Source organism: Rhodococcus sp. P4_B6, assembly GCF_056402215.1.
In genome coordinates, this window is sequence record NZ_JBFUHV010000069.1 from 1 (window position 1) to 15934 (window position 15934).

Below are 15934 nucleotides of genomic sequence, written 5' to 3' on the forward strand. Positions count from 1 at the left end.
TCAACGTGACGTCCTGCCAGATCCTCTGCGAGCCGAACGACTTGGTCAGTCCCTCGACGGATACCTCGACACCCACCATTACCTCCGCATCTTTTCAGACATCCCCGAGCACCAACGCGGACACGTCGACCGGATGGACGCGGCCACAGCACTGTCGCATGTCCTTACAGGGCTACTTACTGAACCAGCAATGACGGCGTCTCTCATCGGACTACCTTCCTCGGCTTCTGACTACGGTCGCACCGGCGCCCACAGGTCACCGTGTAAAACACCCGGGCCTTGGACCCGGTCCACTTTGCGGGCACGCTCGGGCGCCTACATACGCGTCGGAGGTCGGCGATACGCCACGATCAGAGTGATCTCCCTCGTGAAATAGTCGCCGCCCCATGCTCGAATCGAAATCGCATATGAGCCACGGACGAACGAACATAATTTAGAATAGATTCGACTATGTGTCAACGCTCACATCAGATGGAGGAAGGTGGTGGCCGCGCACCCGGGACCATCGAACCGCGCGAACACGGCAGAAGGATCGTTCTCACTACGGCCCGCCATGTAGCCCTCGGAAAGCTGCGGGAAGTGGACAGAAGGGAGCGGGTAGGGCCGCCTCAGACAGTGCTTCCTTGTTCGCGATCTCGCATGGCTTCTCTTCTGCCGCATCCTCGTTACGCCAGATGATGTAGCGGCGAATCATGCCGCTCTACTCCTTGTGACCGATGCCGATGGAGGCGCAGTTACCGGCACTGCGGGCCTTCGCCCTCGACGGGCAGGGGCATCGACTGGTGCAGACAATCTGTCGCGGCCTCCGGTCGGTATGACCTGGCAGCGCAGCCAGATACCCTACTGCCCATGCAGGGCATGCCGGTTCCGAGGATCGCCAAGTCCACCTCCACCGAGCACGATCTGCCGTATGGACCTGGAGCCTGACCAAGCTCGCCGAGTTCTTGGTCGCCGAGGTGGTCTGTCTCGACGAGTTCGAGCTGCTGAATCTGCAATCTGCAGCTGCATCCGGGCTGGCAGCGGGCCGAACGCGGCGGCAAGCACGCTGCACTCGGGCGGGAGTCGCGAGGACGTCGCGCGCTACCTACACCCGACGACATGGGGCGCGGCACCTGTTCGCCGCGTAACGGCTTGGGCGAGGACAAGTGTAGTTGTGCACGATCGACAGCCGAACGTCCGTCGGATACAGGCTGCGCAGGTACCGGAAGAACGAGAGACTTCTAGCGGTTCTCGGCGGCTCGAGGTGCTCGTTATCGTCGAGCGAGTGCACTCGCACTCTGTCACCCGACCAAATTGACCGGTGCCGTGCCCCTTACACCGCAACCGGGCGGCGTGCCGACCCGAACAGGCACAGGTTCCCGGGTAGGGCACTAGCGAAGTTGCGGGGGTGTCGTCCGCTCGGCCCGAATCGTTCGGGAGCAGAAGCGTCGACTGCCTGCTGCAGCCGCTCTGCGGTGCAGAGGCGTCGACTGCGACCGACTCGTCCACATCCCGTGCTCGCGATGATGGATCGTGATCGCGTTTGGTCGACTAGATCTGGCCACACAGGCGGCAGGCTTGTCCCCCAGCTTGGTCTCGGTCACCGGGCCGCGGGTTCCGATTCAGTTCATCTCGGATCTGTCTCGTGTTCGTTGTCCGAGACCGTCGACCAGAATCTCAACGCTAGGCTTCTACCTCTAGTGGCCTTCCCTCCCCCAGGGACCGTATTGTTGAAGCTTTCCACAGCGCGGACCATCAGTGAGGATACCGCGATTCCGTTGCCCGACAAGGCGTCAGGCCGCCATCGCATGCGTCGGCGGCCTTGGCTTTCCGTGTTTCACCGCGACGTGACATATCATCAGCGGGCAGTTCCAATGCCACCCGAGTGTAGTCCAATTGTCGACGAACAGATCCCCTACGGTTCCGGCAAGACGCAATCGCCACATCGGGCTGGTGTCACTCGCATGACGCGACGTTGATGCATCGTCTCAAATCGCGTCTCGCGCGCCACCCTGCAAACGGTGGGCTGGTGAAGCCCGCGGTCTAAGGCGATTCGACGCCCCTGGCCGCAACCCGTCGATCCAGATCGATGCAGGTCGTGGCGTGGTTGACCCCGGTAGCCGCGCGAGCGCCGGGCAGTTCAGGCCGCCACAAAAGCGTGCCGACTGAGGGTAAGGCGCGCACGCTGCCTGCCGGGCCGGACCCCCGATGGGCAATCTGCAGCTGAGGTACTCGTCCTTGACGTCGAGTCGAAGACCGCCTATCTTTCTATTCACTATTAAATAACGAGATGCTTTTCAGCTGATTAGCGTCGGGTATTCGCTTTGTACTCGCGGTAGCGTCTGACGGGTCTTTCATGAGGAGGACAGTAGTGTTCGGGCGGTCAACTGCGGGCCATCCCGGATCGTCGCTGCCCGACCGTAGTTGAACTAGCTGCCATAACCGCGTCATAACCAGGCAGACACAAGGAGAGTCAATGCGCCTATTCCAGAAAATAGACGAGGTCGAGGCCGCCGTCGGCGATCACCTCGGCCACAGCGACTGGTTTGAGATCACGCAGGACCGCGTGAATGCGTTCGCCGACGCCACCGATGATCACCAGTGGATCCATGTCGACCCCGAGCGGGCGGCTCAGGGTCCGTTCGGTGGCCCGATCGCGCACGGCTACCTCACGCTTTCGCTGTTACCGAGGCTCAGTGCCGACCTGATGCGCGTCGATGGCGTGAAACTTGTCATCAACTACGGGCTGAACAAGTTGCGCTTCCCACAGCCAGTGAGGGTGGGGGCATCGATCCGGGTAGGCGGCGAGATCGCGTCGTTCGAGCACACCAGGCAGGGCTCGCGGGTGGTCGTGAAGTACACCATCGAGATCAAGGGTGAGGACAAGCCTGCGTGTGTTGCAGAGTCTGTTCGCGTCCTAGTGCCTTGAGGGGCAGAGCATCCGCAAGGGAGCACTGGTCAGCAAGGCACCCCATCGGCCGCTTTGGCGGCGGATGACGTGACGTGCCAGCCGAGTCCCTGGCAGCCGCGGTGATCAGAAGAGAACCGCCGAGTTGATGTGTGCCACGGGTCAGCAGCCTCGGCGTCGATTTTCCGATTCCATCGCAGCCCGAGCCGTTGTGTATGAGCGCGCCGAGAGGTTACCTCTGCCGTCGTCACCGGGGGCATGCATATCCGTGTTTGCCGGAAAGGGCATCGCGTCCCCTTCCTCCGGGAGGCAGAGCCTTCAGGCAGGCCCCTATCGGGTATCGCCGCGGAAGGAGAATAGTGCGGCCGCGAGCGAACCCAGAACCGCGCCTTGTTGTCGCCCTTGAAGGTGGACCTCGGATTTCATGCAGAAATTGACAACCTAGACGACACGATCGGCGAGCAGCAGTCCACCTCCAATTCCTGGCCGCCGACGGCTTGGCAGCGAAAGGAATATCTATCGTAATGGGCGCAACCCTGGAATTTCACTACCGCTGAGACGTATTCACCGCGACCGCATGGACCTCGCAGCACCCCGTTTGATATGACTTGTGCACACACGCGATGGTGATCATGCCCGTCGCACGGGCAGATTGGGCTGGTACGGGACAGTGCAGAGAATTGTGATCGTGGGAGCGGGCCTGGCAGGTCTGCGCACCGCCGAGGAGCTCCGGCGGGCCGGATACGAGGGTGACCTGGTTCTTCTCGGCGGGGAACCGCACCTTCCCTACGACCGCCCACCGCTGTCGAAGGAAGTGATGCGCGGGGAGACGAGCGACACCACGCTCAAGCCGCGTGAGTTCTTCGACGAGAAGAACATCCAGTTGCGTCTGGGGGTCGAGGCGGTCGCGGTGGACACCGGATCCCGCATCCTGAGACTCGCCGACGGCAGCGAACTCGGCTACGACGAACTGGTGATCGCCACCGGCCTCGTGCCGCGGCGGATACCGGGTCTGCCCGACCTCGCGGGCGTCCACGTTCTCCGGTCCATCGATGAGAGCCTGGCGTTGCGCGCGGACCTCGCCGAGGGCAAGCGGGCACTGATCGTCGGGGCGGGGTTCATCGGCTGCGAGCTGGCGGCGAGCATGCGGGCCGGTGGTCTCGACGTGGTGCTGGTGGAGCCGCAGCCGACGCCGCTCGCGTCCGTGCTCGGCGAGAAGATCGGCGGACTCGTCGCCCGGCTGCACACCGGCGAGGGGGTCGACCTGCGTGCCGGTGTCSGGCTCACGTCGCTGGTGGGCACCGCCCGCGTCACCGGAGCCGTCCTCGGCGACGGAAGCGAGGTGGAGGTCGACGTCGTGGCGATCGGTGTCGGCTCGGTGCCGGTCACCGCGTGGCTCGACGGTTCGGGCGTCGAACTGGACAACGGTGTGGTGTGCGACGGCGTCGGACGCACGGCGGTCCCGCACGTGTGGGCGGTCGGCGACGTGGCCGCGTGGCAGCTGCGGGTGGGCGGTCGCAAACGCGTCGAGCACTGGAGCAATGCCGGTGAGCAGGCCAAGATCCTCGCCGGGGCGTTGACCGGGACCGGCGACGAGAACGCCGCCGCTCAGGTGCCGTACTTCTGGAGCGACCAGTACGACATCAAGATCCAGGCACTGGGCACGGTGGCGGCCACCGACGAGGTGCACGTGATCAAGGACGACGGCCGCAAGTTCCTCGCCTACTACGAGCGGGACGGCATCCTGGCCGGTGTCGTCGGCGGTGGAATGGCGGGGGGCGTCATGAAGATGCGGGGCAAGATCGCGGCGGGAACTCCGATCGGCGAGGTCCTCGAGGCCGCGTCAGGTACCTGACGATCGGGGTTCTCCCCACCTTCGAGGGCGGCGGCGCAGGGGTATAAGTAAGAGTGCGTTTGAAAACCGTCAGGTTCGGGCGAGCCGCCTCGTCATGGTCGCGATCGTCGCGATGTGAACCATGGCCTCGTGGTGGTCGGGTCTGGTTTCGTAGTCTCGCACGCAGCGGCGGTGCTTGTTGATCCACGCGAAACTTCTCTCGACCACCCAAACGCGGGGTCGGACATGGAACCCGGCGGCACCGGGGATGCGTTTGACGATCTGCATAGGCAGGGCAAGAACGTCTTTCGCCCAGACGGGCAGCCGTCCAGGATAGCCGCCATCGGCCCAGACCAGCCGGATGGTGGAGAACCTGCCGCGCAGTGCGGTCAGGAGTCGGTGCGCGGCGTCGCGGTCCTGGATCGAGGCAGCGGTGACGACGACGGCGAGCAGCAGTCCGTTCACATCCACGGCAATGTGCCATTTGACGCCGTTCGTTCTCTTGCCGCCATCCCAGCCGCGGCTCGATCGGGGCACGGTATCCGCGGCCGGCACCGTCTGCGAGTCGATGATCGCCGCGGTCGGGCACCGGTCCCGCCCGTCACGCACCCGCAGGCGGTCGCGCAGCGCGTCGACGATGCGCTGCCCCGCGCCGCTGTGGGACCAGCGGGCGAAGACCGCGTACACCGTCCCGGCTGGCGGGAACTCCATCGGCAGTTGCCGCCACGCGATACCACCGCGGACGATGTACAAGATGGCGTCCACTTCATACGGCGGCAATGCTTCTCGGGTCTGCCGCCGCGGCCTGCCGTGCTGCCGGGCGCGGGCAACAGCGGTTCGAGGGTCGCCCACTCTGCGTCGGTGACCGACGACGGGTACACCGCGCAACCGTGCCCACCCGCCGAGTGGGGTGGGCACGACGGGCATGGCGGAATCGGCGATGATGTCATTGTGGGCTCCTGGTGTGGTCGGGGACTTGGTACTCACCGACCCAACCAGGAGCCCTCTTTCTTCGATTCTCAGCGAGGCACAAGCCCGCTATCGCGAGTTCTCAAACACACTCTCAGAGTGAAATTTTGGCATAGAAGATCAGCAGGTTGACGCCCGCGCGCTGAAGGGATGCGAGACCACCCTGAATGATCAGGCATCAGACAGGGGGAGCAGCAACCTACGGCATCGCAGTCGTGCTCGGGATCATCAAAGCCCCGAAACTCGTGACCCCGACACCGTGAGCCAGCTTTGCTGGAGGCGATTCACAAACGCCGGTGGATGTTGAAGCGGTCCCACCATTCACTTGATTTACCTGTAGTCGTTGCATGGATGCAGTCAGCGGCGAGGTCTGGTTTCGGCTGATCAGTGAGCGCCATGTCCAGCTCGTCATTGACGAGATCGATCAACCAATCTGACACGTCGACACTCATCCCCTCCCCGGCATCGTCTCTGCTCCCTAGGCAGTCGCGAACATCCTGTCGATACGCTTCAGTCGCCCTCATCTTGCGCACTTCTCTTTTGTATTCGTGGTATTCGTGCATCCATGTCGCCGGAGCTGGAAAGCTTGCCAGCGCTGACCAGTTGAACCGCGATCAGCGCTGCGTCCAATCCGGCAGTCGGACCGGCTCCTATAACCCACCCGAGCTCCGGTCGTGCCGCAGGTCTGTTATCTGCGCACCGAACGCCGTCGTCGTCAGGGTGATGCATCGTTGGCAATCAGCCAGTGGCGCCACATGCATGGTCCGCCAGGTCGGATCCCCAGGGCAGGACGCTGAAGACCATGGCGCAGACCGCGGTGATCCTGCGTGCCCCGTCGCGTGGCCGCTGACCCTGCCGGCTGATGGTGAGGAGGTCGCGGTGAACATCGCCGGTGCCGAACGCAAGTCGTATCGTCGCGGTGGCCGGGCTGATGCGCATCATGTGCGGTGGGCGGTGAGGAGGGTGCGCGCGGCCTCGCGGGCGGCAGGTTTGCCGGCGTGGATGACCCTGTCCTCGGCTCTGATCCGGACAAATCAACTGACTGTCGCCCCGCCCGGGACGAAATGGCGGGGTGATCTGTGAAACGGTCTTCGGCTACCGCAGTTCCGTCAGCTTCGACCTCGACAGCGCGAGTGCTGCAGCGCCCCCGAGTAGGAGAATGACCGCCGGACCGCCCACCGCCAATCTCGCTGTAAAAGACCCTTCCAGGTCCAGCACGAAGACCGCCGTAATGCCCACGACGATGAGCACCAACGCCGCCCCGACCAGGACGCGCGCCAAAGTCATGAAGAACCGCAAGGCCGGAATATTGATCCGTCCCATAGGGTCATGGTCGTACATGGAAGCCCCCCACATTTTGTCGTTGCGTGTCAACGCATCCTATTAACAACAGTGGCATGCCGCCACAACCGCCGCAGGCGGGTCGCAGACGGCGCTGCCACCTCAGTCGACGTTATTTGATAGCTAGTCTAGCTATCACAGCATCGCTAGCAGTCCACTCTGTCGGGCGGGCGCCACGACAGCGCACTACACGACTGTGTTCACCGCGATCGTGTACGTGCTCACCAGCGGATGTGCGTGGCGGCACCTGCCGCCCTCGTTCGGGGTAACCGTGCCGACCGCGCATCGACGGTTCAGTGCCTGGGTGCGGGATGGGGTGTTCGAGAAGCTCCATCGCGAGGTGCTCGATCGACTCGGTAGCGCGGGCGAACTCGACTGGACGGCAGCGATCCTGGACGCGGCAAGCGTGCGGGCGAAAAGGGGGCTCACTGACGGGTCCCAGCCCGGTCGACCGCGGTAAGAAGGGATCGAAGATCCACGTCCTGTCCGAAACGAATGGAATCCCACTGGTCGTGGGCGTGACCGGGGCGAACACCCATGACAGCACGATGCTGCAACCATTGATGGCAGCGATTCCGGGCGTGAAGTCTCGGCGCGGACCGCGCCGACGCAAGCCGGGAAAGCTTCGCGCCGACAAGGGCGGGCGTTCCCCCCTGAGTGAGGACATCGTGAACACTGGATCGTGAAGGTCCAGAGGAAGAGATGTCACTGATGGTCATGAAGGCGTACTCGGCGGAGTTCAAGGCCGATGCCGTCGCGTTGTACCTGTCCGATCCGAGCCACACCTTTGAGGGCATCGGCAACGACCTGGGAGTCAGCCGCGGGACCCTGCGCAACTGGGTGCGGGCCGAACGCAAACGCACCGGTACCTCCACGGCCGAGCTCCGGTCCGGTGGGGCGGAGCGGGCGGCATCGCCGGACGCGGTATCGTCCGAGTCCGTGTTGGAGGAAGAGAACAGGCAGCTCAAGGCCCAAATCCGGAAGCTCGAAACCGAGCGGGAGATCCTGCGGAGGGCAGCAAAGTATTTCGCGGGCGAGACGTCTTGGTGAGCAGCCACTTCCAATTCGTTGACGACCACTGCGACACCTTCCCGGTGAAGTGGCTGTGCCAGATCCTCGAGGTCTCCCGCTCGGGTTTCTACCGGTGGCGGGCCTCCGCGCCGGCCCGGGCCGCCCGCGCCCACTCTGATCAGGAGCTGGCGGCGCGGATCCGCGCCATCCATGCCGATTCCGACGGCACCTACGGGGCACCGCGGGTGACCGCTGAACTGCGCGATGCCGGGATCGAGGTCAATCACAAGCGGGTCGAGCGGGTGATGCGTGAGCACGGGATCGTCGGGGTGCATCTGCGCAAACCGGTGCGCACCACGGTCCCCGCCCCGGATGCGGCCGCGGTTCCGGACCTGATCCGGCGGGATTTCACCGCGAGCGCCCCGAACACCAAGTACGTCGGCGACATCACCTAATGGGTGAGTCGGACCAACGATCCGACACGCATAACGCAACTGGCGGGGGTCCCTGAGATATTACCGATCCAGGCGCAGTCTGAGCAGTGAGCCGCTGGAAGGTGATCACTGCTGTGATGGCATCCGACTGTGTGAGAGGTCTGAAGGTAGACGGTGACCCTGCCAGTCGCTGGGGCACGTGATCGGCTTGTGAGATGCCGCGCCGAAGAGCGCTTTCCATTAGACGGTATGGAGGTAATGGCTGGGGCCTCGCGCACATGTGATCGTGGGTTGCCGACAGGAAGCGGTCCTGGCCGGTAGAGCCACAGATGTGGGGAGGCCCCAGTGAGTACACAGCGTACGAGTGTTGGGTTGGATGTGCACGCGCGGTCGGTGGTCGCGTGTGGCCTCGACGGGGAGACCGGCGAGCTGTTTGAGCGGCGGTTGACGCCGGATCACCACGAGATTCTCGGATGGATACGTAGCTTGCCCGGGCGGGCGGCGGTGACCTACGAGGCCGGCCCGACCGGGTTCGGGTTGGCGCGGTTCCTGCTGGCCGCGGGGATCGAGTGTCTGGTCGCGGCTCCGTCGAAACTGCAGCGCCCGGCCGGCGACAGGGTCAAAACCGATGCGCGAGACGCCCGGCATTTGGCCCGGCTGCTGCATCTGGGCCAGATCATCCCGGTGACGATCCCCGATGTCGAGCAGGAGGCCGCGAGGGATCTGGTGCGGGCGCGGGAGGACGTGCGCGGCGACCTGATGTCGGCTCGGCATCGTGTGTCGAAACTGCTTCTGCGGCAGGGAATCGTCTACTACGAGGGCAAAACGTGGACGAAGGTGCACGATACCTGGCTGCGTCGGCAGAGATTCGAGGTGCCGGGGTTGCAGCTCGCGTACGACACCGCCTACGACACCATGACTGCGGCCGTGGATCGTCGCGACCGCCTGGATGCGGCGATCGCCGAGATGGCCGCGACAAGTGCCTACACTGCGGTGGTGACCCGGCTCGGGTGCCTGCGCGGGGTGTCCACGCTGACCGCGTTCGGGYTGGCSGTSGAGATCGGSGACTGGCASCGSCTGACCGGCCGCTCGATCGGCGCSTACCTGGGRCTGGTGCCCACCGARTCGTCSTCGGGCGCSWCSCGSTCGCAGGGRGCGATCACCAAGACCGGCAACGGGCACGCGCGCCGRYTGCTGATCGAGGCCGCCTGGCAWCACCGKCRGCCSTATCGTSCCGGGGTGGMTCTGCGGCGSCGMTGGGACAAGGCCGGCCCGGCGGCCCGTGCCCGCGGTCAGCAGGGTAACCGGCGCCTGCACGCCCGGTGGAACGGCTTCGAGCAGCGGCGCAAGCGGCCGGTCGTGGCCAACACCGCGATCGCTCGGGAACTCGCCGGCTGGTGCTGGTCACTGGCCGTCCTCGACGAGTGAGCGGGGGCGCCAAGAGCATTCCTCTGGGGGCCAGATCCTGGTCGTCACTCGTCGGACGGCAAGGTCGGTTCTCCTCGCTGCGCTGCGGGGACTCCACCCTGACCCTCCGCCTCGGTGACGATCCGACAGGCCCGGGACCGAGGAATCCCTCGGAGGCGCCAACAAGTGTCCGGATTGCCCTACGCGGTGGTGACGGCAGCGCCTGGGAGTGACCCGCGAGCGACCTATGAGTAATCCTCAACTGTGCGTTGGGATCACGCTCGTTATTAGACCAGCGGAGCCACTCCAGCCGAACAGTCCGTCCTTGCGGTAGCCAACCCGCGTATATCAGAGTGACCGCGCGTCGATATCGACACGCTCGCCACCACCACAACCGGGTCATTCGGTCAAAATGAAGCGGCGTCCGCGACGACGGTCATGGGCGCCGCTTCTCCCTGCCCCCTTGACAAAATTGGTTCCATATCAGGTCGCCGCACAACCCCCGAGCTCACAGCAGAATACGCCGCTGGACAGGGAGGTTGTACATGAGCATCAACTGCGGGATAGATTGGGCCGAAGTGCATCACGATGTTGCCCTCGTCGACGAGAACGGCACCGTCGTCGCCCGGAAGCGCATCGACACCGGCACAGCGGGATTGACCGCGCTGCTGGAGGTAATCGCGGAGAGCGGAGGCGCACCGGGCACCACCCCTATCGCGATCGAAACCGACAAGAATCTGCTCGTCGTGGCGCTGGTGGAAGCAGGATTCACCGTCTACCCGATCAACCCCCGTGCGGTGGCCCGCTACCGCGAACGCCACGGACAGGCCGGCGGCAAGTCCGATCCGGGTGACGCCGCGATTCTGGCGAATATTCTGCGCACCGACCGAGCGATGCACCGTCCGATGCCGGCGATCAGCGAACACGGCCGGGCGATCAAGGCCCTCGCCCGTCAGCACCAGGAGGCGATCTGGGCGCTGTATCAGACCATCAGCCGACTACGTTCTGTATTGCTGGAGTTCTATCCTGGTGCACTGCAGGCATTTCCGAATTTGAAGCACCGCGCCGCGGTCGCGGTGCTCTCCGCGGCGCCCACCCCTGCATCGGGTCGAGCCCTGACCAGACGCAAAGTTGTGGCGCTCCTGCATCACAGTGGCCGACGCAACGACCCGAACCTGGTCGAGCGGATCCTGCGGGAGCTGAAGACGCCCGCGCTCGGGCAGCCGCCGCAGGTCGAGGAGGCACTCGGTCATGCTGTCACCGGCCTGCTCGCCGTCATCGCCTCGATGCAGCAGTCCGTGGACAGCCTGGAGAACGCGCTGGGTCGCGAATTCGACAGCCACCCGCTCGCGCCGATCCTGCGGTCGGCTCCGGGTCTCGGTCCGATTCTCGCTGCCCGGGTCCTGGCCGAGGTCGGCGACGATCCTGCACGGTTCGCGACGGCGAACGGGTTGCGCGCGTTCGCCGGCACCGCGCCGATCACCCGCGCCTCGGGCCGATCGCACTATGTCAAGGCGCGAAAGGTCCGCAACAAGCGACTCGGCGACGCCTGCCACTGGTGGGCGTTCGTGACCCTCACCAAATCAGCGGGCGCACGTGCCCACTACGACAAACGACGAGCCGCCGGCGACCACCACAACGCCGCGCTGCGCAACCTCGCCAACAAGCTCCTCGGACGCATGTGGTGGTGCCTGCAACACAACGAACCCTGGGACGACCACGCCGCCTGGCCCGACCTCGATACGGAAGCGCAACCGGCGGCCGCTTGACAGCTGACCCGCGTGGGATGTCTACCTCCCGGTGGGTGACGGTGAATTTCTGTATCTGGCGACGGTGATGGACCTGGGCTCGCGCCGGTTGGCGGGGTGGTCGATCGCCGATCACATGCGTACCGAGTTGGTCACCGATGCGTTGCGGGCGGCGGCGGCCTGCCGTGGCGCCGCAGGGCTTGAGGGGTCAATTTTCCACTCCGACAACGGCGCTCAGTATGCGTCGGTCGAGTTCGCCGACCTGTGTCGTGAGTTGGGGGTGACGACCTCGCGGGGTGCGGTCGGGACGTCGGCAGACAACGCCGCCGCCGAGTCGCTGAATGCGACGCTGAAGCGGGAGACGCTGCAGGGGCGGAAGCGCTGGAACAGTGCGGGTGAGGCGCGCGCCGCAGTCTTCCGCTGGATCACTCGCTACAACACGCGAAGGAGGCATTCGAGCCTGGGCCAAATCTGCCCGGTCGAGTTCGAACGGCGATCGGCTATGCTGGCCACCGCCGCATAAGAATTTGGTGTCCACATCTCGGGGGGAACGCCCTCCTTCACCTCGCCGCCGCACTCACCTGCTTCAAGAAGCTCCCCACATGAGACACGCTCTTAACGATCGCACCCCCAGCGGATGGTCCTGGTCGGACAACATCAGCGGCTATGTGCGAAAACTGACCCAGCGCGTACTCGTCGCGGCGCTCCGCGAACCCCGGTTGGTTTCCGATCTACGCGGCACGTGAGCAGCGCAGAGCCCGTAAGAAGCTCAGACCGCAACCTTCACCGGCACCGCCCTGTTCTACAGGGCAACCTTCACCGACGCCGCCCGGTTCACCGGGGCGACCTTAACCGACGCCGCCCGGTTCACCGGGGCGACCTTCACCGACGCCGCCCGGTTCATCGAGGCGACCTTCACCGACGCCGCCCAGTTCTACGAGGCGACCTTCACCGGCACCGCCCAGTTCTACGAGGCGACCTTCACCGGCACCGCCGCGTTCAGCGGGGCGACCTTCACCGGCGCCGCCCAGTTCAAGAGGGCGACCTTCACCGGCGCCGCCCAGTTCTACGAGGCGACCTTCACCGGCGCCGCAGCGTTCAACAAGGCGACCTTCCTCGGCGACGACGCCTCATTCGGTAGGGCGACATTTGAGGGACCGGGCAGTTCCTTCGAGGAAGCCGATTTCGGATCGTCCTCGGTGTCATTCGCCAATCCAAAGGTGTGGAACCCCAGCCCTTACTTCGACTGGGCACCTCGACCGCCGGGAATGCCGCGAACAGTGCAACCGCCGAACGTCCAACCCCACCCCTGGCCACCAATTCCTGTTGCATAAACCAACGAGTGAGAGACGACACTAAATCGTGCATAACTATGCAAAGTGTCACGTGCGCCTGGAGTTCCGGACGGCCGACCATGCCTCCGTGCTACTTCACTTGCGCTAAGGCGGCCGACGAGTGAACGCCGATTCCGCCATCGGCGCCACCGACGGGTTACTCCTGCATCGGCGAATCCGAGTTCACGCATCCTCAGTGCTGCATTCAGTTCAGCATCTTGCGGTGTTTGAATGAATTGCACGTCGATTCCGACATGGAGAGTGCTTCAGCTTCGTGATCGCTTATCCACGGCGATCCTTGTTGGCCGGGTTACTGTAGCCCCACCAGCCGCCACTATTCGCCCGTCGCAGCTCATCGTTACGGTCGGGCCAGCTGTTGTCGGGTGGATCTTCCATGGTGTTCTGTGCGTACTGTGCACGCAACTCGGCCTCCTTCAGGTCGTTGGCTCGGCGCTGCTCTGCGAGGATCTGCTCCTGCAGGTTGCGGTCTTTCTTGGTGTCGACCTTCGACTTGCGCTGCTCCTGCTTGCTCATCTTGGCCAGTTTGTCGCCATTGGACCGGAACGGGACAATTCCGAATGAGCTGAGACTCAATGCTTTACGGCGTAGGCCCATTGTCTTCTCCTGACAATCTGGGTGCTCCGGCCACTTGACCCCTTGTCTGGTGCAAGTGCTGCCGGTCTCGGTGTAAAAACTATCGTTGACCAGGTCGATTCCGTTACCGAGAGCACTGAACAACATAGTTTGAGCGGCCGCGACGTCCTTGTCCGACAAACGATCGAATGATGGACGCCGTCGCCTCGATAGGATCGACCGATCAATCGGTGGAACCCGATCCTGACGGTCGACGATGAACGCTCAGGGCGGCACAACAATGTGGAAGGCCGCGACGACACTCGAGGTGGTGTCTCACGGTTTCGACAACGAGTAGAGGGAGCGAACCCTGCCGAAGGTGGCGGTGTGCCCGCTGACGACCAATCCGGTCGAGGCGCCACTTGTCCGGATCCCGGTGGAGCCGACCGACAGCWCCGGGATCGAGAAGCCAAGTCAGATCATGGTCTACAAGGTCACGACGATGCCGCGGATGAATGTGCGCGACCGCCTCGGCCAACTCGCCGATGCCGATCTGGTTCGGCTGGACCGCGCTCTTGTGGTATTTCTCGGGCTTGCCGATTGAGCCGGCTGGCTCGGCGGCGCGATGTCGCAAGCGGATCCGCTACTGAGGGCTGGGTGGCGGAGACTCTGCCGCGGCGCAGGGGGAACATGGGCCCCCGCCGCGCAGACACCGAGAGCGTCGGTCCGATCCCGGATCGAGCTGAGCGTTGGCGGTCGGCCACACATCCAGACCGGACGGCCCGATACCCGGTGGTGGCAGCTGCGCAGTTGCGCCCGGCCGCGCCCACCGGGGCCGAGACCGCGCAGGCGAGCGGGCCCGTGCCATGGCGCGGCGTGAGCGCTCATGAATCGCAATGCACCGTTCGCCCTGGAAATCATCAAGATATCCGGGAGTGGGCCACGCAAAGGTGTGATGCAACTCGACCTCACGGCKGCCAGCCTCACAGGGTTGGCCAAGCTGGAGGACGTCACCATGCTGCCGGAGCGGAACGTGCGGCAACTGCCGAGTCTCGCCGAGCACCGGCCGCTGGTGGGCCCGACCGTGTGAAACAACAGCGCCCCGACCTGCGATAAGGCTGATAGGGGCGGGGTCGTTTCACTCGAAGAGATGATCACAATGGGTTCCGCTGGAATCGACTTCAACCTGGCGTTCCAGGCGTTCCTGCACTGGCTCCACGTCATGTTCGGCCTGAACGTGGGAGTCTGACCGCCGCACATCGTCGACCCCCCGGCATGGCTGCCTCCGATCACCAGCGCCGGGGTCGGCTTGTGGTCGACTGTGGGGTGGGCCAGCGCTGCCGGAAATACCCAATTCTGCGCGACGACCCAGCACCTCACCGGGCGGTCCGGCACCCTCGAACTCGCGCTGACCCGGCTCACACGCTAGGGGGCCCGGCAGGGCGCGAGGTGTCACTGTGGCCCAGATCACAACGAATTGTGGCCGTGGTGCCGTCGACGCCGGAGAAATCGTTCGCGCTGCTCGTCGAGGACGATGACGCCCCGGTGCTGGCGGTGTTGCTTGCGGGCGATCAGCCGCTCCCTCGGCCCTCCGGCGTTCACGTAGACCGACCACCTCGGGGTGCCGACATCTCCGGTGCGGCCGGCGGCGGGGCACCCTCAGCTACGTGGTGCGGCCGCCTCGGCGGCGGCGCTCGTTGAACCGGGCCCGCTGCCGAGCGAGCGCCATCAGCCGTTCGCGGTAGACCCGCTCCTGCTGGTGGGCGATGGTGAATCGGACGGTGGTGGTGTGGCGGCGCAGATCCGCGGCGCGGGCGGCGGCATTCTCGTCACCGAGCAGGTGCGCGGCGGCCCGGTCGCAGTCGATCAGGAAATGCTTGAAAGCCAGCCGGGCCGGCGCCCGCTCGTCGATCCGAGACATCCCCCGGTCTTCGATCACCTGCAGCGGAATCCGTAGCAACCGGTAGTTCAGGCGCCAGTGCCACCGGCACCGAATCCAGTCGCATCGTTGCTCCTTGTTGACCCGGACCGCACGGATTTCACGCAGGTGAGGGTTCGCGGGTTCCTCAGGTGGTGGAGGACCGACCGAGGACCTGGTCCCACCAGTCGGCGAGCGGGCTGGGCTCGGGCCAGATGATCGGATCGTCTGGGTGCGAGGAGGATTCGCGCGGGTCCTCGTCGTCCGGTTCCGAATCCGGATCGGCGTCGACCGGGGTCCRCCGCACGGCCCCGCACCGGCCGGTGGTCACCGTCGGTGACCGGTCCGGACGAGTCGTTCGCTGGCGCGGCGGTGGGTCGGCGGGCCGGGAGGGTGAGTGTGCCAATCTGAAATGGCCCCACCTGGAGCCGTAGTGCTGGCTTGAAGTGGCCCCACCCTCGACCTACCAGACCCTTAC

At 64.9% G+C, this 15934-nt stretch carries 15 protein-coding genes and 3 pseudogenes; 11 read left to right on the plus strand and 7 right to left on the minus strand.

Annotated elements, in window-relative coordinates:
* Positions 1-2455 precede the first annotated feature (2455 nt).
* Positions 2456-2908 (plus strand): MaoC family dehydratase, encoded by a 453-nt coding sequence (locus AC1DWT_RS27585; RefSeq protein WP_477923048.1) that lies wholly within the window; start codon positions 2456-2458, stop codon positions 2906-2908.
* Between the two features lie 661 nt (positions 2909-3569).
* Entirely contained in the window at positions 3570-4742 is a 1173-nt protein-coding gene (locus AC1DWT_RS27590; RefSeq protein ID WP_477923090.1) for an NAD(P)/FAD-dependent oxidoreductase, read from the plus strand.
* A gap of 69 nt (positions 4743-4811) precedes the next feature.
* Here AC1DWT_RS27590 and AC1DWT_RS27595 read toward each other — a convergent pair whose 3' ends face one another.
* From AC1DWT_RS27595 to AC1DWT_RS27605, 3 genes are all read right to left on the minus strand, one after another.
* Positions 4812-5708 carry an IS5 family transposase gene (locus AC1DWT_RS27595; protein ID WP_477923049.1) on the minus strand — a complete coding sequence of 299 codons (897 nt, stop codon included), beginning with the start codon at positions 5706-5708 and terminating at the stop codon, positions 4812-4814.
* A 266-nt stretch (positions 5709-5974) separates the two neighbouring features.
* Complete coding sequence (locus AC1DWT_RS27600) at positions 5975-6142, minus strand: hypothetical protein (RefSeq protein WP_477923050.1); 168 nt, start codon at positions 6140-6142, stop codon at positions 5975-5977.
* A gap of 643 nt (positions 6143-6785) precedes the next feature.
* Positions 6786-7013: a hypothetical protein gene (locus AC1DWT_RS27605; RefSeq protein WP_477923051.1), complete on the minus strand. Its 228-nt coding sequence runs from the start codon at positions 7011-7013 to the stop codon at positions 6786-6788.
* 211 nt (positions 7014-7224) lie between these two features.
* Between AC1DWT_RS27605 and AC1DWT_RS27610 the strand changes: the two are divergent.
* From AC1DWT_RS27610 to AC1DWT_RS27640, 7 genes and pseudogenes are all read left to right on the plus strand, one after another.
* Positions 7225-7672 (plus strand): annotated as a pseudogene (locus tag AC1DWT_RS27610) (IS5 family transposase); the annotation flags it as partial.
* Between the two features lie 70 nt (positions 7673-7742).
* Positions 7743-8494, plus strand: a pseudogene (locus AC1DWT_RS27615) (IS3 family transposase); the annotation flags it as partial.
* 327 nt (positions 8495-8821) lie between these two features.
* Positions 8822-9904, plus strand: coding sequence for an IS110 family RNA-guided transposase (locus AC1DWT_RS27620; RefSeq protein ID WP_477923052.1), 1083 nt, complete (start codon positions 8822-8824; stop codon positions 9902-9904).
* Between the two features lie 524 nt (positions 9905-10428).
* Positions 10429-11652 carry an IS110 family RNA-guided transposase gene (locus AC1DWT_RS27625; protein ID WP_477923054.1) on the plus strand — a complete coding sequence of 408 codons (1224 nt, stop codon included), beginning with the start codon at positions 10429-10431 and terminating at the stop codon, positions 11650-11652.
* Between the two features lie 22 nt (positions 11653-11674).
* Positions 11675-12154 (plus strand): annotated as a pseudogene (locus AC1DWT_RS27630) (IS3 family transposase); the annotation flags it as partial.
* 79 nt (positions 12155-12233) lie between these two features.
* A complete protein-coding gene (locus tag AC1DWT_RS27635) occupies positions 12234-12377 on the plus strand; it encodes a hypothetical protein (protein WP_477923055.1) in 144 nt (47 codons plus the stop codon).
* A gap of 51 nt (positions 12378-12428) precedes the next feature.
* Complete coding sequence (locus tag AC1DWT_RS27640; RefSeq protein ID WP_477923092.1) at positions 12429-12965, plus strand: pentapeptide repeat-containing protein; 537 nt, start codon at positions 12429-12431, stop codon at positions 12963-12965.
* Between the two features lie 282 nt (positions 12966-13247).
* Here the strand turns inward: AC1DWT_RS27640 and AC1DWT_RS27645 are convergent, their stop codons facing one another.
* Entirely contained in the window at positions 13248-13739 is a 492-nt protein-coding gene (locus AC1DWT_RS27645) for a hypothetical protein (protein ID WP_477923056.1), read from the minus strand.
* A gap of 178 nt (positions 13740-13917) precedes the next feature.
* Between AC1DWT_RS27645 and AC1DWT_RS27650 the strand changes: the two genes are divergently transcribed.
* Positions 13918-14142 carry a type II toxin-antitoxin system PemK/MazF family toxin gene (locus tag AC1DWT_RS27650; protein WP_477923057.1) on the plus strand — a complete coding sequence of 75 codons (225 nt, stop codon included), beginning with the start codon at positions 13918-13920 and terminating at the stop codon, positions 14140-14142.
* A 282-nt stretch (positions 14143-14424) separates the two neighbouring features.
* The gene (locus AC1DWT_RS27655) at positions 14425-14628 is read left to right on the plus strand and encodes a hypothetical protein (RefSeq protein ID WP_064080843.1); all 204 of its coding nucleotides are present in this window, start codon (positions 14425-14427) and stop codon (positions 14626-14628) included.
* 377 nt (positions 14629-15005) lie between these two features.
* On the opposite strand, the gene AC1DWT_RS27660 is transcribed toward AC1DWT_RS27655, so the two are convergent.
* From AC1DWT_RS27660 to AC1DWT_RS27670, 3 genes are all read right to left on the minus strand, one after another.
* Entirely contained in the window at positions 15006-15140 is a 135-nt protein-coding gene (locus AC1DWT_RS27660; RefSeq protein WP_477923058.1) for a hypothetical protein, read from the minus strand.
* Positions 15141-15201: 61 nt separating this feature from the next.
* Positions 15202-15459 (minus strand): hypothetical protein, encoded by a 258-nt coding sequence (locus AC1DWT_RS27665; RefSeq protein WP_477923059.1) that lies wholly within the window; start codon positions 15457-15459, stop codon positions 15202-15204.
* Between the two features lie 145 nt (positions 15460-15604).
* The gene (locus AC1DWT_RS27670) at positions 15605-15763 is read right to left on the minus strand and encodes a hypothetical protein (protein ID WP_477923060.1); all 159 of its coding nucleotides are present in this window, start codon (positions 15761-15763) and stop codon (positions 15605-15607) included.
* Positions 15764-15934 lie beyond the last annotated feature (171 nt).

What these genes read in the sequence shown, in the direction of transcription:
- AC1DWT_RS27635 (WP_477923055.1), top strand. Translation starts at nt 12,234, where the DNA reads ATGAGACACGCTCTTAACGATCGCACCCCCAGCGGATGGTCCTGGTCG.
- AC1DWT_RS27605 (WP_477923051.1), bottom strand. Translation starts at nt 7,013, where the DNA reads ATGGGACGGATCAATATTCCGGCCTTGCGGTTCTTCATGACTTTGGCG.
- AC1DWT_RS27665 (WP_477923059.1), bottom strand. Translation starts at nt 15,459, where the DNA reads ATGTCTCGGATCGACGAGCGGGCGCCGGCCCGGCTGGCTTTCAAGCAT.
- AC1DWT_RS27625 (WP_477923054.1), top strand. Translation starts at nt 10,429, where the DNA reads ATGAGCATCAACTGCGGGATAGATTGGGCCGAAGTGCATCACGATGTT.
- AC1DWT_RS27600 (WP_477923050.1), bottom strand. Translation starts at nt 6,142, where the DNA reads ATGAGTGTCGACGTGTCAGATTGGTTGATCGATCTCGTCAATGACGAG.
- AC1DWT_RS27585 (WP_477923048.1), top strand. Translation starts at nt 2,456, where the DNA reads ATGCGCCTATTCCAGAAAATAGACGAGGTCGAGGCCGCCGTCGGCGAT.